The organism is Neoroseomonas oryzicola (assembly GCF_012163135.1).
Taxonomy (GTDB): domain Bacteria; phylum Pseudomonadota; class Alphaproteobacteria; order Acetobacterales; family Acetobacteraceae; genus Neoroseomonas; species Neoroseomonas oryzicola.
This window is the reverse complement of the sequence record NZ_JAAVUP010000001.1, coordinates 205,066-229,838: the sequence shown is the minus strand read 5'-3', so window position 1 is coordinate 229,838 and position 24,773 is coordinate 205,066. Positions and strand designations below refer to the sequence as shown.

Annotated in this window: 22 protein-coding genes; 13 read left to right on the top strand and 9 right to left on the bottom strand. The window is 71.5% G+C overall.

Translation table 11 applies throughout. The features are described 5' to 3' along the window. Positions 1-84 precede the first annotated feature (84 nt). Genes GWK15_RS01090 through GWK15_RS01080 form a run of 3 tightly spaced genes read right to left on the bottom strand, consistent with a single transcriptional unit; the run spans position 85 to position 6,801 of the window. Positions 85-960 (bottom strand): transglutaminase N-terminal domain-containing protein, encoded by an 876-nt coding sequence (locus GWK15_RS01090; protein WP_168038222.1) that lies wholly within the window; start codon positions 958-960, stop codon positions 85-87. Beyond that, the gene (locus GWK15_RS01085; RefSeq protein WP_168038220.1) at positions 957-3,434 is read right to left on the bottom strand and encodes a circularly permuted type 2 ATP-grasp protein; all 2,478 of its coding nucleotides are present in this window, start codon (positions 3,432-3,434) and stop codon (positions 957-959) included. The genes GWK15_RS01090 and GWK15_RS01085 overlap by 4 nt, the downstream gene beginning before the upstream one ends. After that, on the bottom strand, positions 3,427-6,801 hold the full coding sequence (locus GWK15_RS01080) for a transglutaminase family protein (protein ID WP_168038218.1): 3,375 nt from the start codon (positions 6,799-6,801) through the stop codon (positions 3,427-3,429). Before GWK15_RS01080 ends, GWK15_RS01085 begins: the two co-directional genes overlap by 8 nt. A gap of 148 nt (positions 6,802-6,949) precedes the next feature. Between GWK15_RS01080 and GWK15_RS01075 the strand changes: the two genes are divergently transcribed. From GWK15_RS01075 to GWK15_RS01060, 4 genes are all read left to right on the top strand, one after another. Then, positions 6,950-8,254, top strand: a complete 1,305-nt coding sequence (locus tag GWK15_RS01075) for a ferredoxin reductase family protein (protein ID WP_168038216.1) — start codon at positions 6,950-6,952, stop codon at positions 8,252-8,254. A gap of 51 nt (positions 8,255-8,305) precedes the next feature. Further along, positions 8,306-10,012, top strand: a complete 1,707-nt coding sequence (locus tag GWK15_RS01070) for an N-acyl-D-amino-acid deacylase family protein (protein WP_168038214.1) — start codon at positions 8,306-8,308, stop codon at positions 10,010-10,012. Positions 10,013-10,177: 165 nt separating this feature from the next. Next, positions 10,178-11,554, top strand: coding sequence for a dicarboxylate/amino acid:cation symporter (locus GWK15_RS01065; RefSeq protein WP_272869975.1), 1,377 nt, complete (start codon positions 10,178-10,180; stop codon positions 11,552-11,554). Between the two features lie 11 nt (positions 11,555-11,565). Further along, positions 11,566-12,504 carry a TAXI family TRAP transporter solute-binding subunit gene (locus GWK15_RS01060; protein WP_168038212.1) on the top strand — a complete coding sequence of 313 codons (939 nt, stop codon included), beginning with the start codon at positions 11,566-11,568 and terminating at the stop codon, positions 12,502-12,504. Positions 12,505-12,515: 11 nt separating this feature from the next. Here GWK15_RS01060 and GWK15_RS01055 read toward each other — a convergent pair whose 3' ends face one another. Continuing rightward, positions 12,516-13,355, bottom strand: coding sequence for a phosphate/phosphite/phosphonate ABC transporter substrate-binding protein (locus GWK15_RS01055; RefSeq protein WP_209441964.1), 840 nt, complete (start codon positions 13,353-13,355; stop codon positions 12,516-12,518). Further along, a complete protein-coding gene (locus GWK15_RS01050) occupies positions 13,352-14,287 on the bottom strand; it encodes a 3-hydroxyacyl-CoA dehydrogenase NAD-binding domain-containing protein (RefSeq protein ID WP_168038210.1) in 936 nt (311 codons plus the stop codon). The genes GWK15_RS01055 and GWK15_RS01050 overlap by 4 nt, the downstream gene beginning before the upstream one ends. Positions 14,288-14,389: 102 nt before the next feature. Between GWK15_RS01050 and GWK15_RS01045 the strand changes: the two genes are divergently transcribed. The 4 genes from GWK15_RS01045 to GWK15_RS01030 are packed head-to-tail and all read left to right on the top strand — an operon-like array spanning position 14,390 to position 17,585. Beyond that, a complete protein-coding gene (locus GWK15_RS01045) occupies positions 14,390-15,232 on the top strand; it encodes a serine hydrolase (protein ID WP_168038208.1) in 843 nt (280 codons plus the stop codon). A gap of 1 nt (position 15,233) precedes the next feature. Further along, complete coding sequence (locus GWK15_RS01040; RefSeq protein WP_168038206.1) at positions 15,234-16,109, top strand: hypothetical protein; 876 nt, start codon at positions 15,234-15,236, stop codon at positions 16,107-16,109. Further along, complete coding sequence (locus GWK15_RS01035; protein WP_168038204.1) at positions 16,106-16,975, top strand: HpcH/HpaI aldolase/citrate lyase family protein; 870 nt, start codon at positions 16,106-16,108, stop codon at positions 16,973-16,975. Before GWK15_RS01040 ends, GWK15_RS01035 begins: the two co-directional genes overlap by 4 nt. Before the next feature lie 10 nt (positions 16,976-16,985). Further along, a complete protein-coding gene (locus tag GWK15_RS01030; RefSeq protein WP_168038202.1) occupies positions 16,986-17,585 on the top strand; it encodes a hypothetical protein in 600 nt (199 codons plus the stop codon). 30 nt (positions 17,586-17,615) lie between these two features. Here GWK15_RS01030 and GWK15_RS01025 read toward each other — a convergent pair whose 3' ends face one another. Next, on the bottom strand, positions 17,616-17,918 hold the full coding sequence (locus GWK15_RS01025) for a putative quinol monooxygenase (RefSeq protein WP_168038200.1): 303 nt from the start codon (positions 17,916-17,918) through the stop codon (positions 17,616-17,618). 169 nt (positions 17,919-18,087) lie between these two features. Next, positions 18,088-19,347, bottom strand: coding sequence for a D-amino acid dehydrogenase (locus tag GWK15_RS01020; protein WP_168038198.1), 1,260 nt, complete (start codon positions 19,345-19,347; stop codon positions 18,088-18,090). Positions 19,348-19,482: 135 nt separating this feature from the next. Here GWK15_RS01020 and GWK15_RS01015 point away from each other — a divergent pair, with 135 nt between their 5' ends. After that, a complete protein-coding gene (locus GWK15_RS01015; RefSeq protein ID WP_168038196.1) occupies positions 19,483-19,935 on the top strand; it encodes an Lrp/AsnC family transcriptional regulator in 453 nt (150 codons plus the stop codon). Here GWK15_RS01015 and GWK15_RS01010 read toward each other — a convergent pair. Together GWK15_RS01010 and GWK15_RS01005 are read right to left on the bottom strand one after the other, a co-directional pair. Further along, complete coding sequence (locus GWK15_RS01010; protein WP_168038194.1) at positions 19,932-20,201, bottom strand: hypothetical protein; 270 nt, start codon at positions 20,199-20,201, stop codon at positions 19,932-19,934. The two genes, GWK15_RS01015 and GWK15_RS01010, sit on opposite strands and share 4 nt — an antisense overlap. Beyond that, complete coding sequence (locus GWK15_RS01005) at positions 20,201-21,124, bottom strand: dihydrodipicolinate synthase family protein (RefSeq protein WP_168038192.1); 924 nt, start codon at positions 21,122-21,124, stop codon at positions 20,201-20,203. Before GWK15_RS01005 ends, GWK15_RS01010 begins: the two co-directional genes overlap by 1 nt. 135 nt (positions 21,125-21,259) lie before the next feature. Between GWK15_RS01005 and GWK15_RS01000 the strand changes: the two genes are divergently transcribed. The 4 genes from GWK15_RS01000 to GWK15_RS00985 are packed head-to-tail and all read left to right on the top strand — an operon-like array spanning position 21,260 to position 24,772. Continuing rightward, on the top strand, positions 21,260-22,240 hold the full coding sequence (locus GWK15_RS01000; RefSeq protein WP_168038190.1) for a Bug family tripartite tricarboxylate transporter substrate binding protein: 981 nt from the start codon (positions 21,260-21,262) through the stop codon (positions 22,238-22,240). Beyond that, positions 22,237-23,088: an amidohydrolase family protein gene (locus GWK15_RS00995; RefSeq protein ID WP_168038188.1), complete on the top strand. Its 852-nt coding sequence runs from the start codon at positions 22,237-22,239 to the stop codon at positions 23,086-23,088. Before GWK15_RS01000 ends, GWK15_RS00995 begins: the two co-directional genes overlap by 4 nt. Before the next feature lie 2 nt (positions 23,089-23,090). Beyond that, on the top strand, positions 23,091-23,930 hold the full coding sequence (locus tag GWK15_RS00990; protein WP_168038186.1) for an amidohydrolase family protein: 840 nt from the start codon (positions 23,091-23,093) through the stop codon (positions 23,928-23,930). Next, entirely contained in the window at positions 23,927-24,772 is an 846-nt protein-coding gene (locus tag GWK15_RS00985) for an FAS1-like dehydratase domain-containing protein (RefSeq protein ID WP_168038184.1), read from the top strand. Before GWK15_RS00990 ends, GWK15_RS00985 begins: the two co-directional genes overlap by 4 nt. Position 24,773: the final 1 nt, after the last annotated feature.

Below are 24,773 nucleotides of genomic sequence, written 5' to 3'. Positions count from 1 at the left end.
GCGTCAACCCGCGTTACGTCCCCGACATGCGGCGCGGGATGCATGGCCTGCCGACGGGACGGGCAGGTCGAAGCGTGCCTGCCCTCAGGCGGGCACGCGCGCATCCGCCTCCTCGAGGTCGACGCCGACCCATAGGCCATGCTCCCCGCCCCCGAGGATCACCCCGCGCAGCGGGCTCACATCCGCGAAATCGCGTCCCCAGGCGAGCACGACATGTTCGTCGCGCACGACGATGTCGTTGGTCGGATCGAGCCCTACCCAGCCATGGGCGGGGCCCAGCCAGGCCTCGACCCATGCATGGGACTGGTCCGCGCCGCGCCGCGCGACGCCACCTGGCGGCGGGCGGGTGCGGACGTAGCCCGAGACGTAGCGCGCCGGCAGGCCGAGCCCCCTGAGCCCGCTGATCATCACATGCGCATAGTCCTGGCAGACGCCGGTGCGGCTCTGCAGCACCTCGGACACCTGGGTGTTCGGCCCCGTGACGCCCGGCTTGTAGGTGAAGTCGCGCCGGATGCGCGCCATCAGTTCCAGCAGGCCGGCAAGCACCGGCCGCCCCGCCGGGAAGGAAGCCGCGGCATAGCCCGTGGCCCCCGGCACCAGCGGCGCGAGGGCGCTCGGGAAGACGAACTCGGCAGCCGGTGACAGGCGCGCGGCCTCGGCGACCTCCGCCCACGCGGGTGTCGCGGCGATGGCGGGCGGATCGGGGAAGCGCACCTCGACCAACGCCTCGGCGATCACCTCGAACTTCGCGTGCGGCACGTCGAGGAAGGCGCGCGTCGCGAGGTTGCCGAAATGGTCGGTCGCCTCGGTCACATGCGAGGGCGTCGGCGTGATGGCGAGCGTCGCGCGCGCCACCGACTGGTGCGGCAGCCGCCGCGGCGTCAGCAGCAGCAGATGCGCGGCGAGATCCACCGGGCTCGCATAGGCATAGGTGGTGACGTGGCGCAGCCGGTAGATCACGCCGCCCCCTTGAGCGCCGGCGCCGCGCCTTCCATGCCGACCGTCTGCCTCGCCGGCAGCAGCGCGAAGTAGCGCCGCGTCACCGCATCCGACAGCGCGGCGATGCGGTTGCCGACGGCCTCGAGCCGCGGCGGCAGGCCCGCGGCCGCGAAGGTCTGGTCCGGCGCGGCAAGGACATGGGCGACCATCGCCTCGGCCTCCGCGAGCAGCGAGGCCGCCTCATCCGGCAGGGCGCGATCCGCCTCGCCCGCGACTTCCGACAGGTTCCGGCTGATCGCGGCCAGCTGGAAGGCGAGCGCACGCGGATTGCTCTCGTCGGCAAGCACCAGGTCCAGCGCCGGCGCGGGCTGCAGGATGCTGAGGTAGCGGCTGCGATAGGTGATGACGCTGTCGCAGAGTTCGAGGATCAGGCGCAGCCCGCCCTCGATGCGTGCCGGCGGCTGTTCCAGAGCGAAGCCGACCTCGGAGGCGATCGCCTGCGCGCGCTCGATCCGGCGCCCGAGGTCGAGAAACAGCCAGGCGCCGCCGCGCACCATGCTCTCGGCCGCGACGCCGGCGACGGCGGTCGCGAAGCGCAACACCGGGATCATGGCGCGCGCGATCGCCTCGAGGCTGTCACCCGCCTGCTGCAGCTCGGCGCGCGCGCTGCGCAGCGTCAGCGTGAAGGTCGCGTGCATGTCGGCGGTCAGCCGGTCCCGCACCATCGCCGTCAGCGTCGCGATGCGGTCGGCGAGCATCGGCAGCGCGCCGTCCGGGCGCATCTCGCGCGCGATGATACCGGGCAGCGCCTGCGCGGCCGAGGATCCCGCGACTTCCTCCGCCCCCGTGAAGCCCGCCTGGCCGAGGCAGCGGGCCAGGGCGGCGACCTCGGCCGCCTCGCGTGGCAGCACGACGCCACGGGAGATGCGCGCATGGGTCGCGCGCACCAGCCGCGCGGCCCGTTCCAGCCGTTCGGTGTAGCGACCGAGCCAGAACAGGTTGTCCGCGACACGGGACGGCAGTGCACCGGGCTGCCGGCGGATCGGCAGCGGCGGCAATTGCAGCGCGGCGGGGCCGATGATGTCGTGGCCTTCCTCGGCCAGCACCCAGACATCCTTGGACAGGCCCTGCGTCGGCAGCGCGCCGCCGAGCGCGGCATCGGCGCCGATGCGCGCGAGGCCGCCCGGCATCACGCGCCATTCCGCACCGTCGAAGACGGCGAACATCCGCAGCACGAGCGGGCGCGGTTCGAGCCGGTCGCCGACCACGGTGGGCACGACGGAAGGGACCGGTAGGCGCGTCGCGGCGTGGGCGCGCGGCCGCGCCTCGGCGTTGCGCGCCACGTCCCAGGCCTCGCGCGGCACCTCGCGCCGCGCCGCGCCATCGGTCGCGGCGCAAACGGTCCAGCCTGGCTCGGCCAGGACGCGCGCGCGCGCAGCGGGATCGCCGAGCCAGAGCGTCTCGACCGAGGGCAGCAGCGGCGCCTCGCCCAGCAGACGCTGCATCAAGGCCGGCAGGAAGGCGGCGAAGGCCGGCGCTTCGGCGAGTGCTGCCCCCGGCGCATTGAGGATGCGGACCTGCCCATGCCGCGCCGCGTCCAGCAGGCCGGGCACGCCGGACGTCCCGGCATCAGCGCTTTCGAGCGGGTCGAGCATCGCGCCCTCGAGCCGCGAGAGCAGCACGTCGACCGGCTGCAGCCCCTGCAGGGTCTTGAGGTGCACCGCCCCGCCGCGCACCGTCAGGTCGCCGCATTCGACCAGCGCGCAGGACAATTCGCGCGAGAGCAGCATGTCCTCGACCCAGCGCGGATGGTGCGTCCCGCGCGTCAGCAGCGCCACCGCCGGGTCTGGCCGGTCCGACGGCGCAAGGCGCTGCAGCGCATCCTGCCAAACGTCGAAGAAGGGCCGCATGGAACGGACGGAAGCACCGCGGAAGGCCTCCGGCATCACGCGGGCGAGGATGCGGCGGTTCTCCCGCGCGAGGCCGGCGCCCGCCGGCGCCGTGGTCCGGTCGGCCAGCACGCGCCACTGCCCGTCCGGGCCGCGCATCAGGTCGACGGCATAAAGATGCAGCTGCGGCACCGCCGGCGCGACGCCCTCGCTGTGGCAGGCGCGCAGGAAGGCGCGGTTCGCGAAGACCAGTTCGGGCGGCACCAGCCCTTCGGTGAGCAGCGCCTGCGGCCCATACAGGTCGCGCAGCAGCGCCTCGATCATCCGCGCGCGTTGCGCGATCCCGGCCTCGAGGGCGGCGAATTCCTGCGCCGACAGCACCAGCGGCAGAGGATCGCAGCGCCAGGCGACCTCGCGCTTCGATCCGGGCAGCACGCCGGCCATGCCCTCATCCTCGAAGGCACGGTCGAGCCGGCGGGCGCGTTCGCCCAGCACCCCCTCCCCCATCCCGCCGAGGATGCCGAGCAGCGTGCGCCAGTGCGGGCGCACGCCACCGCGGCCATCCACCATCTCATCGACGGGCGGGACTGACTCCCCCTCAGCCATGACGTCTGAGGTCGAGGGTGAAGGGCAGTTCCAGCGCGGCCACGGGCTCGGGCGGCGCCATCGTCCCGGCGGTATGGCCGAAGGGGAAGAAGCGGGCACGGCGGCGCGCCTCGGCCTCGTTAGCGTTGACCGGGTAGCGCTCGTAGTTGCGTCCGCCCGGATGCGCGACGTGGTAGGTCAGGCCGCCGAGGCTGCGCCCGCTCCAGCGGTCGAAGACATCGAGGATCAGCGGCGTCTGCGGCCGGGTCGTCGGATGCAGCGACGATGGCGGGTTCCACGCCTTGAAGCGGATGCCGGCGACGTATTCCCCCGCGCGCTCGGTCGCGCGTAGCGGCACCGCGACGCCGTTGACCGTCAGCAGGTGGCGGTCCTCGACCCAGTTGGTCACGCGCGCCTGGACGCGCTCGGCGCTGCTGTCGACGTAGCGCACGGTGCCGCCGGCCGCGGATTCCTCGCCCAGCACGTGCCACGGTTCGAGGGCGTGGCGCAGTTCGAGGTGGGTGTCGCGGACCGGCACCTCGCCGATCAGCGGGAAGCGGAAGGCGAGGTGCGTGGCGAACCAGTCGGCGTCGAGCGGCGCGCCGAGGTTGCGCAGCTCGTCGATCGCGTCGCGGAAATCCTGCTCGCAGTAATGCGGCAGCATGAACTGGTCGTGCAGGCGCGTGCCCCAGCGCACCAGGCGGCGCTCATAGGGCCGTTCCCAGAACGACGCGAGGGCGGCGCGCATCAGCAGCATCTGCGCCGCCGACATCTCGGCATGCGGCGGCATCTCGAAGGCGCGGAACTCGACGAGGCCACGACGCCCGCTGCTGCTGCCCGGGTCGTACATCTTGTCGATGCAGAACTCGGTGCGATGCGTGTTGCCGGTCATGTCGCAGAGCAGGTTGCGGAACAGCCGGTCGGTCAGCCAGGGCGGCACCTCCTGCCCGGCATGCACCTTGGAGAAGGCGATCTCGAGCTCATGGAGGGAATCCATCCGCGCCTCGTCGATGCGCGGATGCTGGCTGGTCGGGCCGATGAAGAGGCCGCTGAAGAGATACGAGAGCGAGGGATGGTTGTGCCAGAACCCGACCAGCGACTTCAGCAGGTCCGGGCGCTTGAGGAAGGGGCTCTCGGCCGCCGTCTCCCCGCCCATCACCACATGGTTGCCGCCGCCGGTGCCGACATGCCGGCCGTCGAGCATGAACTTCTCGGCCGCCAGGCCGACCTGCCGCGCTTCCTCGTAGAGCTGCTCGGTCCGCCCGACCACCTCGCCCCAATGGGTGGCGGGGTGGATGTTCACCTCGATCACGCCGGGGTCCGGCGTGACCGAGAAATGCGTCAGGCGCGGATCCGACGGCGGCAGGTAGCCTTCCAGGACCACCTTGCGCCCCGTCTCGGCCGCCGTCGCCTCGACCGCCGCGGTGAGGTCAAGCCAATCCTCGGCCGAAAAGAGCGGCGGGTAGAAGACGTGGATCTTGCCGTCGCGGGATTCGACCGTGAGCGCGGTGCGCACCACGCCCGGATCGGACTGGCCGACCACGGGCAGGTCCTGCGGCTGGGGCCGGAACTCCTCGATGCCGCTGCTGGTGCGCTCGCCGGGCCGGGGGCCGAGGATGCCGCGCTGGCGCAGGCTTTCGGGCTGCATCTGCGCGCGCAGCGCCCGCTGGGCCAGCAGCGCGGCGTGCGGCGGCAGGTCCTCGCGCCAGGCGAAGGGGTCGGCCTCGGATTCGATGATCCGGCGCGCGTCCTCCTCGCTCATCCAGGGCAGCGAGGCGAGCGGCAGGCGCAGGCCGATCGGGCTGTCGCCGGGGATCAGGAACAGGTGGTCGCCGCGGAAGAACCAGCGGCCGGACTGCCAGCGGCGGACGCCGTCCTGCATGACCCGGCGCAGCGGAAGGATGGAGCCGACCTCGGCCGACAGCCCCTGACCGAACACCTTGGCCAGGCGCGCCCGTTCCAGCGGATCGGTGAGCCTGCTGTCCTCGACCACGACATTGGCCGGCAGGCGCTGTTCCTTCCACAGGTAGTAGTGGATGTCCTCATGCGCGCCCTGCACCAGGCCGGGATCGACCTGCAGCCGCTCGGCCAGCTGCCGGGCGAAAAGGGCGGCATCCGCCGCGGTCGCGTCGTCGCGGTCGTCATCCGAGGCGAGCAGCGCGGCATCGGTCCAGACCGGCTCCCCATCCGTCCGCCAGTGGGAATAGAGCGCCCAGCGCGGCAGCTGCTCGCCCGGGTAGTGCTTGCCCAAGGCGTATTGCAGGGCAGCGCCGGGGGACCAGAGGTCCTTCAGCCGCCGGAGCAGCCGCCCGGCATAGGCGCGCTTGGTGGGGCCGAGCGCATCCGTGTTCCATTCCGGGGCATCGCGGTCGGAGGCGGCGACGAAGGTCGGCTCGCCCCCCATGGTCAGCTTCAGGCCGAGCCGCGCCAGCTTGCGGTCGACTGCCTCGCCGGCGGCGCGGATGCCTGCCCATTGGGCAGGGGTGTAGGGCTTGGTGACGCGCGGGGTTTCCCGGATGCGCCGGACCGACATCTCGAAGCCGAACTCGGTCTCGACCTTCTCGAGCGCGCCGGAGATCGGGGCGGCCGATTGCGGCTCCGGCGTCGCGGCCAGCGGGATGTGCCCTTCCCCGGTCAGCAGGCCGGAGGTCGCGTCGAGGCCGATCCACCCCGCGCCCGGCAGGTAGACCTCGGCCCAGGCGTGCAGGTCGGTGAAGTCGGCCTCGGGGCCCTCGGGGCCTTCGAGCGGCTTCTGGTCGGCGACCAGCTGGATCAGGTAGCCCGACACGAAGCGCGCGGCGAAGCCCAGGCGGCGCAGCAGCTGCACCAGCAGCCAGGCGGAGTCGCGGCAGGACCCCTTCCCCTCGCCCAAGGTTTTCTCGGGCGACCAGACGCCGGGCTCCATGCGCACGACGTAGGCGATGCGTTCCTGGACCATCTGGTTCAGGCCGACCAGCATGTCGACCGTGCGCTGCTCGGTCCGCGGAACCGCGGCGAACAGGGCTTCGAGCAGCGGTCCCGCCGGCTCGATCCGGCGGAACGGGGCCAGTTCCTGCTCGAGCGCCGGGTCGTAGGCGAAGGGCCAGGTCTCGGCCTCGGGCTCGAGGAAGAAGTCGAAGGGGTTGATCGTCGCCATGTCGGCGACGAGGTCCACCGTCACGTCGAAATGGGTCACCCGCTCGGGGAAGACCACGCGGGCCAGGAAGTTCCCCTGGGGGTCCTGCTGCCAGTTCAGGAAGTGGGGCTGGGGCTCCACCTTCAGGGCGTAGGACAGCACCGGGGTCCGGCTGTGCGGCGCCGGCCGGAGGCGGATGGTCTGCGGCCCGAGCGTCGCGGGGCGCTCGTAGCGGTAGGTGGTGCGGTGCGTCAGCGCGACGTGGATGGACATGTCCGGGCCTGCTCGATTGGGTCCTGCTTTCCCATGGATGCAAGCCGTGGTCCACCGGAAGGATGGCGGTGCCGCTGTTGCGCTGCGTCAACTTCCTGCCGCCCGGCCTCGGTTAGCGATACCGGCCGAGCGGGAGGGGGAGATCAGGATGCCGGCTTGGCTTTTGCTCACCGCCTATGCAGGGCTGGTTGCGCTACCCGCGGCGCTCGGCTGGGCGAGGGTCGGCATCGCGCGTTCCTGGACGGACGAGGCCTCGAGCCTGCTCGCCATGGTCGCCTTCGCGGCCCTTCTGCTCGAATTCCTGCTCTCGGGACGCTTCCGGGCGATCAGCGGCGGCATCGGGATCGACCGGACGATGCGCTGGCACCAGGTCTTCGCGCGGGTCCTGACCGTCGTGCTGATGCTGCACCCCTTTGTCTACACCACGCCGACGGGCGCTCAGTTCCTGATGCCGGACGACGCCACACGCGCCGGGGTGCTCGGGCTCGACGCCGTCAGCCTCGCGACCGGGTGGCTCGCCTGGCTGCTGCTCGGCGTGCTGACCGCCGCGGCGATCGGGCGCGATTCGATCCCGTGGCGCTACGAGGCCTGGCGGCTGATGCATGGGCTCGGCGCCCTCGCGGTGGCGGCGCTCGGGGCCGTCCACGCGATGCGGGCCGGGCGCTACAGCGCGGACCCCGTCGTGGCCGGGTACTGGATGGCGATGCTCGGCCTGGCGCTGCTCTCGCTGCTGGCGGTCTATGTCATCCGGCCGCTGAGGCTCTCCCGGCGGCCATGGCGCATTGCAGCGGTCGAACAGGTCGCGGACCGCACCTGGCGGCTGGCGCTCACGCCCGTCGGGCATGACGGCCTGCGGTTCCGGGCGGGGCAGTTCGCGTGGCTGCGGCTCGACCGGCCACCTTTCACGCTGCGGGAACATCCCTTCTCCATCGCCTCGGCGCCATCGGCCGACGGGCATCTCGATTTCCTTATCAAGGAGGCCGGCGACTTCACTCGCCGGATCGGCCGCCTGCCGGTCGGCGGCCGGGCCTTCGTGGACGGCCCGCATGGCAACCTGGTCGTCGATGGGCGGGCCGAAGCCGGCATTTGCCTGATCGGCGGCGGCGTCGGGATGGCGCCGCTGCTGTCGATCCTGCGCGGCACGAAGCGCGGCCGCGTGCGCCTGGTCATCCAGGGCAATCGACACGACGGGCAGATCCTGGCCGGCAAGGAGCTCGACGCCAGCGGCGCCGAGGTCGTGCACGTCCTGCAGGAACCTCCTCCCGGCTGGACGGGCGAGACGGGCATGGTCACCCGCGACCTGATCCGGCGCCGCTGCGCGACGGCGGGCGAGGCCGGCTGGCTCTTCGTCCTGTGCGGTCCGCCGCCGATGATGCGCGAGGTGCGCGCAGGCCTTGCCGCGCTCGGCGTCCCGGCCCGCCGCATCCTGGAGGAACGCTTCGTCTACGATTGACCTCCTTCCCTCCCGGCCTAGGGTGACGGCCAACAGGAAGGGAACGAGGCCATGGCCGATCTGGTGATCCGCGGCGGAACCGTCATCGACGGGACGGGTGCGCCCCCGCGCGAGGCGGATGTCGCCATCGAGGGCGGCCGGATCACCGAGGTCGGCCGCGTCGCCGCCCGCGGGCGTGAGGAGATCGACGCCCGCGGCCGCTGCGTCACCCCCGGCTTCGTCGACATCCACACCCATTACGACGGGCAGGCGGTGTGGGATTCGCATCTCGCGCCGTCGGCCTGGCATGGCGTGACCACGGCCGTGATGGGCAATTGCGGCGTCGGCTTCGCCCCCTGCCGCGCTGGGGACCGCGACCGGCTGATCGAGTTGATGGAAGGTGTAGAGGACATCCCCGGCCCCATCCTGCACGAGGGCCTGGACTGGCGCTGGGAGACCTTCCCCGAATACCTCGACGCGCTCGACGCGAAACCCCGCGACATCGACATCTGCGCCCTGCTGCCGCACGGCGCGGTGCGCGTGCATGTGATGGGCGAGCGCGGCCTGAACCTCGAGAATGCGAACCAGGCCGACATCGCACGGATGCGCGAGATCACCACCGAGGCGGTGCGCGCCGGCGCCTTCGGCGTCTCGACCTCCCGCACCATCAGCCACAAGACCCTGAAGGGCGACCCGACCCCGACGCTGCGCGCGCAGGAGGAGGAGCTGAAGGGCCTCGCCGAGGGGCTGCGCGATGCCGGCGGCGGACTGCTGGAACTGGTCTCGGACTGGAACACCCCCGACCCGGCGACGGAATTCGGCATCGTCCGCCGTGTGGTCGAGGCGACCGGCCAGCGCGTTCTGTTCTCCCTCACCGCCCGGCACGACCGGACCGAGGCGTGGAAGGACCTCCTGGCAATGTCCGATGCGGCGGCCGCGCAGGGGCTGCCGATCCGCCCGGTCTTCCCGCCGCGGCCGATCGGCATCCTGCTCGGGCTGCAGGGGAGCCAGAACCCCTTCTCGGGCTGCACCTCCTACAAGGAGATCGCGCATCTGCCGGCGCCGCAGCGCGCGGCGGCGATGCGCGACCCGGCCGTGCGGGCGCGGATCCTGTCCGAGGATCGGATCACGGGATCGAACTTCCCGCTCATCACCCGCCTGTCCTTCGAACGGATGTTCCCCTTCGGCGCGCCGCCCGACTACGCGCCGCCGAAGGAGGCCTCGATCGCTGCCATCGCCGCCCGGGAAGGCCGCAGCGCCGAGGAGGTCGCCTACGACATCCTCACGGCCAATGACGGCGCCGACTTCATCTTCGCGCCGCTGACCAACTTCCACGACTACACCCTGTCAGCCAGCGCGGAATGCCTGCGGCACCCCAACGCCATCGCCGGGCTGTCGGACGGCGGGGCGCATGTCGGCTTCATCTCGGACGGGTCCTTCCCGACCTTCCTACTGACCTACTGGGCACGGGACGCGAAGGAACAGGTGTTCCCGGTGGAGGAGATCGTGCGGCGCCTGACCTCGGACACCGCAAGCGCGGCGGGGCTGGCCGATCGCGGCGTGCTGCGGCCGGGGATGAAGGCGGACATCAACGTGTTCGACCTCGCTTCCCTCGGGCTCGAGGCACCGCGCATGGTCAGCGACCTGCCGGCCGGCGGGCGGCGCTTGCTGCAGCGCGCACGGGGCTTCGACGCGACGATCGTCGCCGGCGCCATCACCTATCGCGGCGGCGAGGCGACCGGCGCGCTGCCGGGGCGGCTGGTGCGCGCGGGGCGCTGACTGCCGCGCCGCTGCTGCGGCGCGTCATCGGATTCACCGCGCGACTCTGCAGGTTCGGCTTCCCGCACCCGGCGCTTCTGTGCTGGCATCACGGCAGTGGACGGCTTCGCGACCGGCGCCGGGGGGCGGGCGCGATGCGGCCGCCACGCCTGCAGGAGCCATTCCATGGCGATGACCGCCGCGACCGCATCCTCCACCCCGGCGCACCATCCCTGGTGGCGGCACCTCTATGCCCAGGTGCTCGCCGCCATCACCATCGGCGTGCTGCTCGGCCATTTCTGGCCCGAGATCGCGGTGCAGATGAAGCCCTTCGGGGACGGCTTCATCAAGCTGATCAAGATGCTGATCGCGCCGATCATCTTCTGCACCGTCGTGCACGGCATCGCCAGCATGGACGACATGAAGAAGGTCGGGCGGGTCGGCGTGAAGGCCCTGGTCTATTTCGAGGTGCTGACGACGCTCGCGCTGATCATCGGCCTGGTGGTGGTCAACCTCTGGAAGCCCGGCGCGGGGATGAACGTCGATCCCGCCGCGCTCGATACCCGGGCCATCGCGACCTACACCGCCCGGGCGGGGCAGCAATCGACCGTCGACTTCCTGATGCACATCATCCCGAACACGGTGGTGGGCGCCTTCGCCGAAGGGGAGATCCTGCAGGTCCTGCTGATCGCCGTGCTGTTCGCCTTCGCGCTGCAGGCGCTGGGCGACTACGGCAAGCCGCTGCTGCACATGATCGACAGCACGGCGCATGTCTTCTTCCGCATCGTCGGCTACATCATGAAGGTGGCGTGGCTCGGCGCCTTCGGCGCCATGGCCTTCACCATCGGGCGCTACGGCGTCGGCACGCTGGTCCAGCTCGGCTCGCTGATGGCGGCCTTCTACGTCACCTGCCTGCTCTTCGTGCTCGGCGTGCTGGGCGGCATCGCCTGGCTCTGCGGCTTCTCGATCTTCCGCTTCATCGCCTACATCAAGGAGGAGCTGCTGATCGTCCTCGGCACCAGCTCCTCCGAGACCGTGCTGCCGCGCATGCTGGCCAAGATGGAGAACCTCGGCTGCGAGAAGTCGGTGGTCGGGCTGGTGATCCCGACCGGCTACTCCTTCAACCTCGACGGCACCTGCATCTACCTGACCATGGCGGCGATCTTCCTTGCCCAGGCGACCAACACGCCGCTGACGCTGGGCCAGGAGATCGGGCTGATCGGCATCCTGCTGCTGACGTCCAAGGGGGCGGCCGGCGTCACCGGGTCGGGCTTCATCGTGCTGGCGGCGACGCTCTCCTCCCTCGGCACCGTGCCGGTGGCGAGCATCGCGCTCATCCTCGGCGTCGACCGCTTCATGTCCGAGGCCCGCGCCCTGACCAACCTGGTCGGCAACGGTATCGCGACGGTGGTGGTGGCGAAGTGGGAAGGTGCGCTCGACGTCGCGCGGATGAACCGCGTGCTGTCCGGCGAGACCGAGGCGGAGGCCGATACCCCCGAGGCCGTGCTCGTCGCCGACGAGATCCGCGCCGAGGCCGCCAGCCACCGGGCGGCGAAGCCCTAGGGGCCCGCGCGGTGATCCGGCGCCGTCACTTCGGGCTGATCGGCCTCGCGGCACTGGCCCGGCCGGCCGCCGCCGCCGATCCGCGCTGGCCGAACGCGATCGTCATCGCCACGGCCTCACCGGGAGGCACCTACCACGCCTATGGCGTCGGGCTGGCGCGCATCCTGACGCGCGAGCTCGGCATCGCCGTGTCGATCCGCGAGACGAGCGGCCCTGCCGAGAACCTGCGCCTGGTCGAGGAGGGCCAGGCCCAGATCGGCTTCGTGACCACCGGCGCGGTGATGGAGGCGCGGGCCGAGCGCGGTGCGGCGCGCGCGCTGTTCGCGATGTACGACACGCCGTTCCACTTCGTCGTGCGACGGGATTCCCCGATCCGCAGCGTCGGGGACCTCGCTGGCAAGACGGTCGCGGTCGGCCCGGCGGGCGGCACCGGCGCGGACTATGTGCCGCGCATGCTCTCCGCCCTCGGCGCGGAGATCCGGCCGGCCAACGGGTCCTGGGCAGACCTCGCGGCCCGCTTCCGGGTCGGCGAGATCGACGCCATCGCGGTCGCCGCCGGCGTGCCCTTCCCGGCCATCGCCGACCTCGAGGCGCGGCGCGCCATCCGCTACATCCCGATCACGCGCGACCAGGTGGCGCGCATCCGGCTGGTGGCGCCGGAGCTCTCGGCATCGAGCATCCCCGCCGGGACCTATCCCTCCCTGATGATGCCTTATGAGACCGTGGGCCTGTTCAACATCGCCATCGCGCGCCAGGACATGGTGCCGAGCCTGGCCTTCGAGATCGTCCGCGACGTCTTCGAATTCCACGCCGAGATGATGGAGGCGCACCCCGCCGCCGCGGCGGCGGTGCCCGGCAACTTCGTGCGCAACACCGTCCTGCCCTGGCATCCCGGCGCCATGCGCTACTACGGCAGCCGGGCGGTGACGGGCGTGCTGACCGGCGACTAGGCGCGCCGCCGTCAGACGAGGCGCGGATAGCCCATCGCCGCGGCCTCGGCCTCGTAGCGGGCGAGGATGGCGTAGTCGGACCCTTCGGGCGGGACGATCGCGCGCAGGCGCAGCGTGCGGCGGAGCTCGGCATGGCGCTGGGCGACGGACACCTCGTGCAACGCTTCCCGCAGCGCAGACTGCGTCGCCGCATCGGTCGCCGCCGAGGTCACGAAGGGAATGGCGGGACTTGGCACCGTCTCGGCCAGGACGCGCAACCCGGAGACTGCCTCCGGCCGGACATCGGCGTGGAAGGCGTAGGTCATGTTGTCGATCGAGGCCGCGTCCGCGCCGCCGGACTGCACCAGGGCCATGCTGGCCGGATGCGTGCCGGTCTCGACCACCCGCGCGAAGAAAGGCCGGCCGCCGGCGATCGGCGCCAGTGTCCGGCGCGGCAGGTTCATCCCCGAATTGGAATGCTGGCTGTTGCAGGCGAAGACGCGGCCGCGCAGCTCCTCGAGGCTCCGCGCCGGATCGTCCTCGCGCACGAGGATGAAGGCGCAATGCACCGGTCCGGCGATGCCCAACGCTGCGGCCTGCGCCCGCGCATTCCCGGGCTGCTCATAGTCCGGCACGCCGAGCAGCGCATGCTGGCCGCGATAGATGGTGCCGAGCGGAAAGCCGCAGGTCTGGGTGAAGACCACCTCCGGCCCGATCCGGTCGGGCACCGCGGGGCGTTCGAAGTCCGGCGCTTCGGGCAACGCCCCGATGCCGCGCGCCCGCAATGCCTCCGCGATCGCCGCCCAGAACGACGCATTCGCCGGGCGCAGCCCGGCGAGGTTGTACATCGGCAGGGAGGCGCTGCGCTTCATGCCTCCTCGCCGCGCCGCGCGCTGAGCAGGCGGACCAGCGCGGCGTCGCGACGGCGCGCAAGGTCCGTGGTCGTCGCGCCGCCGGTCGCTTCCGCGACACCTTCGACCAGCATGCGCTGCACGACGGCGTCGATGTCCGGCTCGCCGAGGTCCTTCCACCAGGAGGTGACGGCCGGCATCAGGTGATGGAGGAAATGCTCGATGCCCCCTTCCCCGCCGGCCAGGTGGAAGGTGGTGTGCGGGCCCATCAGCGCCCAGCGCAGGCCGGGGCCCTCGCTGATCGCGGCATCGACATCGGCCACGGTGGCGACACCCTCGGCGACGAGGTGCACCGCCTCGCGCCAGATCGCCGCCTGCAGGCGATTGGCGAGGTGGCCGGGCACTTCCTTGCGGATCTCGATCGGGTGCTTGCCGATGGCGCGGTAGAACTGCATCGCGGCCTGCACGGCCTCCGGGCTGCCCTTGGCGCCGCCGACGACCTCGACCAGCGGGATCAGGTGCGGCGGGTTGAAGGGATGGCCGATGACGACGCGTTCCGGATGGGCGCAGCGTTCCGACAGCCGGCTCGCCAGCAGGCCGGAGGTCGAGGAGGCGATCACCACATCCGCCGGCAGCGCGCCATCGATGCGGGCGAGCAGGTCCTGCTTGATCTCGAGCCGCTCCGGCGCGCTTTCCTGCACGAAGTCGCAGCCCGCGGCGGCCTTGGCCGGATCGGCGTCGAAGGTCCAGGCGGTGGGGTCCGCATCCGGCTTGCCGCCGAGTTGCATCAGGATCGGCCAGGCATCGGCGATCATCCGGCGCAGCAGGTCGGGCGCGCCGGGGGACGGGTCGCTGGCGCTGACCGCCAGGCCGCGGCTCAGGAAATAGGCGGCCCAGGAGGCGCCGATGGTGCCCGCGCCGATCACCGCGACGCGCTTGATGTCCGTTCGCATGAGGGGTTCCTCCGGTAAGTCGCACCGAGTCTATCGCGCCGTCCCTGCCCTGGCCACGCGGCGGGACCGGGTCTAGCCTCCGCGCCGGCAGGAGGAACGGTGATGCAGGATCTCGTCGCGCGGATGAACGCGGTCTGCGACGCGCAGCCCTTCGACACGACCTGGTACGTGAAGGACCTGGCGACGGGGTGGGAGGCCGATCGCGGCGGCGACGTGGTGGTGCCCTCGGCCTCCACGCGCAAGACCTCGATCCTGATGCACGCGCTGTCCAAGGTTCAAGAGGGCAAGCTGCGGCTCGACGAGCCCTGCACCATCGAGAAGCGCCTGCAGGAGGGCGTGGACAGCGGCACCTACCAGTACATGACGCCCGGCTGCGTCATCCCGCTGCGCGACGCCTTCGTGAACATGATCATCACCTCCGACAACGTCTGCACGCAGATCGTGCTCGAACGCCTCGACCGCGACGAACTCAATGCCTGGTGCAAGCGCATCGGCATGACCGGCACGACGCATCGCGTGAACTTCCCCCCGCCAGGCCTGCCCTGGGACCACCCGGTCGAGGCCGTGGCGAGCACCACGGCGCGCGACCAGGGCGTGCTGCTGGATCGCATGGTGGCGGGTGCCACGGATGCCCAGGCGGCGGCCTTCCTCGGCGCGACGCCGGAATTGTGCGGGCTGGCGCTCGACATCCTGTCCTGGCAGCGGCTGCGTAACCTGATCCCGTCCCTGCTGCCGCAGAAGGCTAAGGTCGCGAACAAGACGGGGCGCGGGCCGCGCGGGCGCATGGATGCGGGCGTCGTCTACAAGAACGAAGCGCCGCGCTTCATCATCTCCGTCTACACGGACCGGGTGCCGGACACCCTGCCGGACGGGCTGCCCGGCTACACCGCAGCCTATGCCACCGCCGGGCGGCTGACGCGCTTTTGCTGGGATGTGATGAACTGACATGACGACCGACGCCGAATTCGAGGCCGCGATCGCGGGCCTGCAGGACTGGGTGGGCCGCGAGCGCATCGTGGAGGACGAGATCGGCCTCTCCTCCGCCCGCCGCATCGCGGGGATGCTCGACATCGACCCGGCCAGCCTGAAGCAGGGCGACGAACTGCCGCCGCACTGGTTCACGATGTTCTTTCCCGACATCGCGAAGCAGTCAGACATCGGCCCCGACGGGCACCCCAACAAGGGCGTTTTCCTGCCACCGATCCCGCTGCCGCGGCGCATGGGCGCGGGCCGGCGCGTGACGATCGACGGTGCGCTGCGGATCGGCCAGCCGGCGATCAAGCGCGCCATCGTGGCGCAGGTGCTGCCCAAGATCGGCCGCACGGGGCGCATGGCGATCCTGACGATGCGCCACGTCATCGAGACCGCCGGCCAAGTCATCGCCGTCGACGAGTTCGACGCCATGTACCGCGAGGCGCCCCCGCCCGGCCAGGCGAGTCCGCAGACACCGCCCGTCGCAGCGCCGACGAACGGCATCTACGCGGACAAGGTGCTGCTCTCCTCTCCGCTGGTGTTCCGGTATTCGTCCGTCACCTGGAACGCGCACCGCATCCACTACGACGCGGATTATGCGCGGGACGAGGAAGGCTATCCCGCGACCGTGCAGAATGGCGGGCTGACGATGCAGTTGCTCCTCGACGCCGCGCTGAAGCGCGCGCCGGGGCGGCTCAAGGGCTTCACCGCGCGGCTCGCGCGGCCGCTCTGGGTGGGCGACACCGTCACGCTGTGCGGCGCGGCGCCGGCGGATGGGAAGATGGAGTGCTGGGCGGCCGACAAGGATGGCCATCTCTGCGCCACCATGGCGCTGGAATTCGCGGCATGACCCGCCCTGCCCCCGCCACCTGGCGGTCGCTGATGTTCGTCCCCGCGACGGGCGAGAAGTTCGTCGCCAAGGCGCATACGCGCGGCGCGGATGTGGTGATCCTCGACCTTGAGGATTCCATCCCACCCGGTGAGAAGCAGGCGGCGCGCGACGCCCTGCCCGCCGCCGCGGCGATCGTCGGCCAGGCGGGCGCGGAGGTCGCGGTCCGCATCAACCGCCAGCTCGAACTGGCCGTGCCGGACATTGCCGCGGCGGTGATGCCCGCGGTCGGCACGCTGATGCTGCCCAAGGTGATGGGGCCGGAGCATATCCGCCTGCTGTCGGAGGTCGTCGGCGCGCGCGAGGTCGCGCTCGGCATGGCGCACGGCCACACCCGCTTCGTCGCGGTGGTGGAGACGCCGGACGCGCTGCCGCTGCTCGGTGGGATCGCGTCGGCCGATCCGCGTGTCGTCGCCCTCGGCGTCGGCGCGGAGGACCTGTCCACGGAACTCGGCGCCGTGCCGAGTGCCGACATGCTCTACCATTTCGGCATGATGGTCGTGGCGGCGGCGCGCGCGGCCGGGATCCAGCCGATGGGCTCGGTCGGACCCTTCGCCGATTTCTCGGACCTCGAGGGCTATCGGTTGTCGCTGCGAAGGTCCCGCGCACTCGGCTTCGCCTGCCAGGCCTGCATCCATCCCTCGCAGGTCGCGATCATCAATGAGGAATACGGCCCCTCCCCGGCCGAGGTGGAGCGCGCCCGTCGCCTGATCGCGGCCTTCGATGCGGCGCTTGCCGAAGGCAAGGGCGCGGTCGCCTTCGAAGGGCAGATGATCGACCTGCCAGTGGTCGAGCGCGCGCGGCGGCTGCTCGCCCGCGCGCGCTGAACGACGCCCGTTGGCCGCGGATTGGCAGGCCGAGTTCGACCGCTTTCCACCGGGGCTCCGCGCCCTGGTGGAGGCCGAACTCGACGCCGGGAACGCGGTGATGGAGGTGACGCACGACTTCCCCGCGCCGCCCATCGGCGCCTGCCTCATGCTCGCGCGGCAGGTCTCGACGCGGCCGCGGGCGTCAGGCGACGGCCTCGACTTCCGCGCGCGACAGAGTTCGCTGACCTCCGGCGAATGGACCGATGCGGATCGGCGCTTCTTCGTCCGCGAACCGCCAGACCCGCCGCCGGCTGAACCCGACATGGACGCGATCCGTGCCGCGATGGTGCCCGCACCGCTGCAGGAACCGATGCCGCCGGCCTTCCTGCTCGAGATCGACCGTCGCGGCGAGATGATCACCTATCGCGAGGACGGGCGCCTCGCGACGGTGATCTGCACCTTCGGCGACCCGCCGTGCTTGGTCGTGCGCACGCTCACGGAGTGGTGGCACCCTGAGGAGCGGCGTTCCGCCCCCATGACGCCCCAGGAACGCGAGGAGGTCATCGGACGCATCCGCGATCGCTGCCGCTGGCGGCACGGGCTGCCGACCATCGCGCGCGAGGACTGACCCCGCGCGGCGACGGCCTGCGCGGCTGGCCTACAGCGCGCACATGGTCAGGATGCGTTCGTCGATCAGCGGCGTATAGGCCTCGCGCACCTTGGGCATGCGCGGGTTCGCCACATGCGCCTTCACCGCGGCCTGGTCGGTGTAGACCTCGACCAGCATGATGCGGCCTTCGTCCGGCGTACCGTCCTGCTTGAGCGGCTGCAGCACCTCGAAGCGCTCGCAGCCGGGTTCCTCGGCGACGGTCAGCTTCGCGTGCTCGCGGATCAGCGCGTCGAAGGCGGCGTGGCAGCCGGGCTTCGGGCGGAATTCGACGTGGATGGCGATCTTCGGCATGGCGGTTCCTTCCCTTGCGGATGGCCGCAAAGGTGGCGCGGAACCGCCGCGCCGTGAAGGTCATGCTGCCGGGCCCTGTGGGATCCGGAAGCATGCGCGCAGGGTTGATGTGGCGGCTGCGCGCCGAACAATGTTCCTCGTGCCGGGCTTGCCGCTCGGCTGGCCGGCATCAGGCCGCGGCGTAGCGGGCGATCGACAGGTCCGACGTCTCGATCTCGGGCTTCCTGCCGGTCACGAGATCCGCCAGCACCCGGCCCGAGCCGCAGGCCATGGTCCAGCCCAGCGTGCCGTGGCCGGTGTTCAGGTGCAGGTTGCGGAAGCGCGTCGCGCCGACCACCGGCGTGCCGTCCGGCGTCATCGGGCGCAGGCCGGTCCAGAAGGCGGCCTCCGCCACGTTGCCGCCCTTGGGGAACAGGTCGGTGACGGAGTGCTCCAGCGTCTCGCGCCGCGGCTTGCGCAGTTGCAGCGAGAAGCCGGCGAGTTCCGCCGTGCCGCCGACGCGGATGCGGTCGCCCAGGCGGGTGATCGCGACCTTGTAGGTCTCGTCCATGACGGTGGAGACCGGCGCGCCGGTCTCCTCACGCACCGGCAGGGTCAGGGAGTAGCCCTTCACCGGATATACCGGCAGGCGCACGCCGAGCGGCGCGAGCAGTTCCGGCGTGAAGGAGCCGAGTGCCGCGACATAGGCGTCCGCCGTCTCGACACCCTGGTCGGTGACGACGCCGGTGATGCGGTCGCCCTCGGTCCGCAGGCCCTGGATGGTGGCGCCGTAGCGGAAGGTCACGCCGATCTGCGCGGCCATCGCCGCCAGGCGCTGGGTGAAGATGTGGGCGTCGCCGGTCTCGTCGCCCGGCAGGCGCAGGCCGCCGACGAACTTGCCGGTCACGTTCTTCAGCGCCGGCTCGGCGGCGATGCAGCCGGCCGGGTCCAGCACCTCGTAGGGCACCTTGAAGGTGTCGAGCACCGCGGTATCGTCGCCGACATGGTCGAGCTGCTTCTGCGTGCGGAACAGCTGCAGCGTGCCCATCGAGCGCCCGTCATAGGCGATGCCCGTCTCGCGCCGCAGGTCGCCCAGGCAGTCGCGCGAGTATTCGGCGAGCCGCACCATGCGCGTCTTGTTCAGGCGATAGGCGGCCTCGGTGCAGTTCGCGAGCATCATCGCCAGCCAGGAGTACAGGCGGCGGTCCGCGCGCGGCCACAGCACCAGCGGACGGTGCCGCATCATCAGCCACTTCAGCGCCTTCACCGGGATGCCCGGGCCGGCCCAGGGGGCGGAATAGCCGTAGGAGAGCTGCCCCGCATTGGCGAAGGAGGTCTCCATGCCGGCCGCCTCCTGCCGGTCCATCACGGTCACCTCATGCCCCGCCTTGGCCAGGTACCAGGCCGAGGTGACACCGACGACGCCGCTGCCGAGGACGATGACGCGCATGGGGGATCCGCTCCGCAAGACTGCTGCGATGCGGCAATGATGGGGCGTTTGCGCTTCGCAAGTGCTGCCAAAGCTTCGCAGCTTTCGCCATACGGCTGGCTCGGAGGCGCAGGAACTGCCAAACTGTCGCAGATCATGCCAAGCCTCGACGACGCCGACCTGCGGATCCTCCGCGCCCTCCGCCAGGATGGGCGCATCACCAATGCCGCGCTGGCCGAAGCGGTCGGCCTGTCGCAATCGGCCTGCCTGCGGCGGCTCCGGCTGCTCGAGCGCAGCGGGGTGATCCGCGGCTACACCGCCATCATCGAGGAACCGGAGGCGCGCGACACGGTCACGGTGATCGTGCAGATCACGCTCGACCGGCAGACGGAGGAACACCTCTCGCGCTTCGAAGCCTCGGTGCGCCGGCTGCCGGAGGTGCGCGAGTGCTACCTGATGACCGGCATGTCGGACTACCTGCTGCGCGTCGAGGCGCGCGACGCCGCCGACTACGAACGCATCCACAAGGAACAGCTGTCGCGGCTGCCCGGCGTGGCGCGGATCCAGTCGTCGTTTGCCATCCGGCGGGTCATCGGCAGCCGGAACTAGAAGGCGCGGACGAGGTCCGCCCATTCCTCCGCCAGCGTCACGCCAGGCCGGCGCCGCCCTGCGCGGCGATACCAGTAGTCCGCATTGCCGAGATCGCCTTCCTTGCGGTGCAGATAGGCGTGCACCCAGGACCCCTCCGCGGTCTCGACGGATTGCGCGATCTCATGCGCGCGGGCCCAGTCCCCGCGCGCATCCCACCACAGCGCGGCGAGCAGCGGTGGAAGCCCCTCGGCCTCCGCGCGCTGCGTCAGCGCCGCCGGATCCATCAGGCCGCGGCCGCGAGCGGCTGCGTGCGCGACAGGCGAGCGAGCAGGTAGTCGACTTCCGCCACCGTCTCCGGCGTCAGCTTCGGCCCCGGCGCGCGCAGCGTGTCGTGCGCGATGATGCCGCGACGCTTCAGGACATACTTGCGGATCGCCAGGCCGAGGCCCGGCTGCACTTCCGTCCGGATCAGCGGCAGGTGCAGGTCGAACAGGTCCTGCGCCGCGTCGCGCTGGCCGGCCCACATCAGCTTGCAGACATTCACCAGCATCTCGGGGAAGGCGTAGCCGGTCATGATGCCGTCGGCGCCGCGCGCGAGTTCCTCGGGCAGGAACTGGCCGCCGACGCCGCCCAGGATCGACACGCGCGGCATCTTGCCCTCGGCCTCGAGCCGGCGGATCGCGGTCAGCTTGTCGAGGCCGGGCCAATCCTCGGCCTTCAGCATCACCATGCGCTGGTCCTGCGCCATGCGCGCGATCATCGGCGCGGTCATGGTGACATTGGTGAGCTGCGGATAGTCCTGCAGCACGAAGGGCGCATCGACCACGTCCATCGCCTGGGCGATGTAGGAGATGACGGCCTCGTCCCCCTTCAGGCCCGGCGTCGGCGAGACCATGATCCCGGCCGCGCCGAGATCCATCGACCCGCGCGCGATCGCCTTCATCTGCGCGAAGCCCGGCGCGGAAGCACCGACCACCACGGGGATGCGCCCGGCGGTGCGCTTGATGACGCGATCGACGAAGGCGAGGCTCTCGGCCTCGGTCAGCTTCGGCGCCTCCCCCATCACGCCGAGGATGGTCATGCCCGCGGCCCCGGCGGCGATGAAGGCATCCGTCATGCGGTCGGTGCTGCCGAGGTCGAGCGACCCGTCGGGCATGAACGGCGTGGGCGCGATCACGAAGACGCCCTTGGCGGAACGGTCGAGCATGGCCATTACCTTCCGGCTGGAGAACCCGCACACCATAGCCGCGCCGCCGCGACCCGTCACAGGGGGCCGCCTTTGAAGCCGTCCGGCGGCGTGGCATATCTCGGCCCGTCCAGGAACGACCGGAGGAAACATCCGATGACCAGCCGCCGCGCGCTGCTGGCCGGGGGCGCCGCCCTCGCCGCCACCGGCGCGGCCCGGGCCCAGGCGCCCTGGCCCGACCGCCCCGTCCGCGTGATCGTGCCCTTCGCGCCCGGCGGCAATGCCGATGTCGTCGGGCGCATCCTGCAGCAGCGCCTGCAGGACAAGCTCGGCCAGCCGGTCGTGGTCGAGAACCGCCCCGGCGCCGGAGGGGGCGTGGGGGCCGAAGCCGTCGCCCGCTCCCGGCCGGACGGGTACACGCTGCTGATCGGATCGAACGGGCCGCTGAGCGTGAACCCGGTGGTGCAGGCGCGGCTGCCCTACGACCCGGTGCGCGACTTCGCGCCCATCGGGATGGCGATGCAGGTGCCGCATTGCCTGGTGGTGCAGCCGAACGCGCCCTATCGCAGCGTGGCGGACGTCGTCGCGGCGTCGCGCGCGGCCTCCGAGGCGATCGGCATCGGCACGGCGGGCGTGGCGAGCGCCACGCACCTCGCCCTCGAATCCTTCAAGGCGGCGAGCGGCGCGCGCCTGCTGCACGTGCCCTATCGCGGCGGCGGGGCGGCGGTGCCGGATTTCCTCGCGGGCAACCTGCCGATGCTGTTCACCGAGTTCTCGACCGCCCTGCCGCTGCAGCGTGACGGCAAGGCACGCATCATCGCCGTCGCCTCCGCTGCGCGCCTGCCTGCGCTGCCCGAGGCCCCGACGATGATCGAGCAGGGCATCGCCGGCTTCACCGCGGCCTCCTATGTCGGGCTGCTCGCGCCGACGGGGACGCCGGCCGAGGCCATGCGCGCCCTCGGCGCCGCCATGGCGGCGATCGTCGCCGAGAGCGAGTTCCGCAACCGCATGACGGCCATGGGCGGCGAAGCGGCCAGCGACGCCCTCGCGACCCCCGCCGGCTTCGCCGCCTTCATCGCGGCGGACCTGGCGAAGTCGCGCGCCGCCGCCCAGGCCGCGGAGATCCGCCCCGAATGAGCACGCGCGAGACCCCGCCGGGTGCCACCGACTGCCACTGCCACATCTTCGGCCCGGCGGCGAAGTTCCCCTATGCCGAACCGCGGTCCTACACGCCGGAGGACGAGACGCTCGAGGACTACCTCGCGCTGCTCGACCGGCTGGAACTGGATCGCGGCGTGATCGTGCAGCCCTCGGCCTATGACCGCGACAATGCCTGCACGCTGGATGCGCTGCGCCGCGCGCCGGAGCGTCTGAGAGGCGTGGCCGTGGTCGGCCAGGAAGCAACGGCCGAGACGCTGCGCGCGATGCACCGCGACGGCATCCGCGGACTGCGCGCGAACGAATACCGCCGCGACGGCGTCGCCGCCTATCACGGCGGCGTCCGCCTGGCCGAGATCGAGCCCTTCTTCCCGCTGATGAAGGAACTGGGCTGGCATCTGCAGCTCTGGATCGACGCGCGACACCTGCCGGAACTCGAGCCGCGCCTGGCCAAGGTGCCGGTGCCGATCGTGGTGGACCATATGGGCCGCCTGCACCACAGCCACGGCACCAACGACTCCGGCTTCCAGGCGCTGGTCCGCGGCGTGGGCGAAGGCCGCTACATGGCCAAGTTGTCGGGGACCTACCGGCTCGGCGCGACCAAGCCGGACTACCTGGAAGCCAAGCCGTTCCACGACGCGCTGGTCGCGGCCAATCCCGATGCGCTGGTCTGGGGCACCGACTGGCCGCATCCGCGCCCCGATGGCGGGCGGCCCGACGCGAAGCGGCTGCTCGAGGTCTTCCTCGACTGGACGCGCGATCCGGTGCTGCGGCGGAAGATCCTGACCGACACGCCCGCGCGGCTCTACGACTTCCCGGCGATCTGACCATGGCCTCCGAACGTCGACCGACCTTCGTCCTGCCGCGCGGCACCTGCGACACGCATGTGCACATCTGGGGGCCCTTCGACCGCTACCCCGTCGCCAAGGGCGCCCCATACACGCCGCCCGAGCGCAACCGCGACGACCTGGTCGCGCTGCATGCGCGGCTCGGCATCGACCGCGCGGTGATCGTGCAGACCACCGTCTACAAATCGGACAACCGGGCGATGCTGGACGCCATCGCGGCCAGCAACGGCGCCTGGCGCGGCGTCGCGCTGGTGGACGAGACCTTCGGCGATGCCGAGTACAAGGCCCTGCACGACGGCGGCGTGCGCGGCGTGCGCTTCGGCTTCCTGCAGCACCTCGGCGGCGTGCCGGACCTCGCCCTGCTGAAGCGCACGGCGGATCGCATCGCCGGGATGGGATGGCACCTGGTGCTGCACCTCGACGCCGGCAGCATCCTCGCCTTCGAGGCATTGCTGCGCAGCCTGCGCCTGACCGTCGTCGTCGACCATATGGGCCGCGTGCCGGTGCCGGAGGGGATGGACCACCCCGCCTTCCGCATCCTGCTCGACCTGCTGAAGCAGCCGAACTGGTGGGTGAAGGTCTCGGGCGCCGAGCGCATCTCGGCGGCCGGCCCGCCCTTCCGCGATGCCATCCCCTTCGCGCGGCGGCTGATCGAGGCGGCGCCGGACCGCGCCCTCTGGGGCACCGACTGGCCGCATCCGAATGTCCGGTGGGAACCGGACGAGGCCGACCTCGTGGACCTGCTGCCCAAGTTCGGGGACGCCGCCGCGCTGCGGCGCGTGCTGGTCGACAATCCCGCGCGGCTCTACGGCTTCGCATGACCGGGGACCTGCAATCCTGGGTCGGCCGCACCCGCCGCGTGGCGGATGAGATGGCCACGCCGCTCGTCCGCCGCATGGCCGCGCTGACCGACCGCACCGATGTCGCGCTCGACCGCGGCGCGCCGGTGCCGAACCATTGGCTGTCGATCCTGTTCGACGACGCCGCGCCGCAATCTGCGCTCGGCCCGGACGGGCATCCGGCCAAGGGCGATTTCCTGCCCCCCGTGCCCCTGCCCCGCCGCATGCTGGGCGGGCGGCGCCTGACCTACCACGCGGCCCCGCGCGTGGGCGACGCGCTGGAACGCGAGACCGCGATCGCCGCCATCACGCCCAAGGTCGGGCGCAGCGGCGCGATGATCTTCGTCATGCTCCGCCACACTATCACCGGCCCTCAGGGCCTAGCCGCGGTCGAGGAGCAGGACATCGCCTATCTCGAGGCCAAGCGGAACGCGCCGGCGCCGCCCGAGAAGCCCGTCGCCGTGCCCACCGCTGAATGGCGGGATTCCTGGGCGCCGGATCCGGTGATGCTGTTCCGCTTCTCGGCACTCGCCTTCAACGGCCACCGCATCCACTACGACGCGGACTACGCCCGCGACGTCGAGGGCTATCCGGGGCTCGTCGTCAACGGCAGCGTCAGCACCCTGTTCCTGTTCGAGGCGCTGCTGCGCCGCCACCCCGGCGCGCAGATCCGATCCTACGAGGCCCGCACCATGCAGCCCGTCTTCTGCGACCGCCCCGCCTTCCTGTGTGGCGAGGCCCCCGACGCCGAGGGCCAGCGCGCCCTCTGGGTGGAAAAGGAGGATGGCGCCATGGCCATCCGCATCCGGACGAGGATCGGCTGAG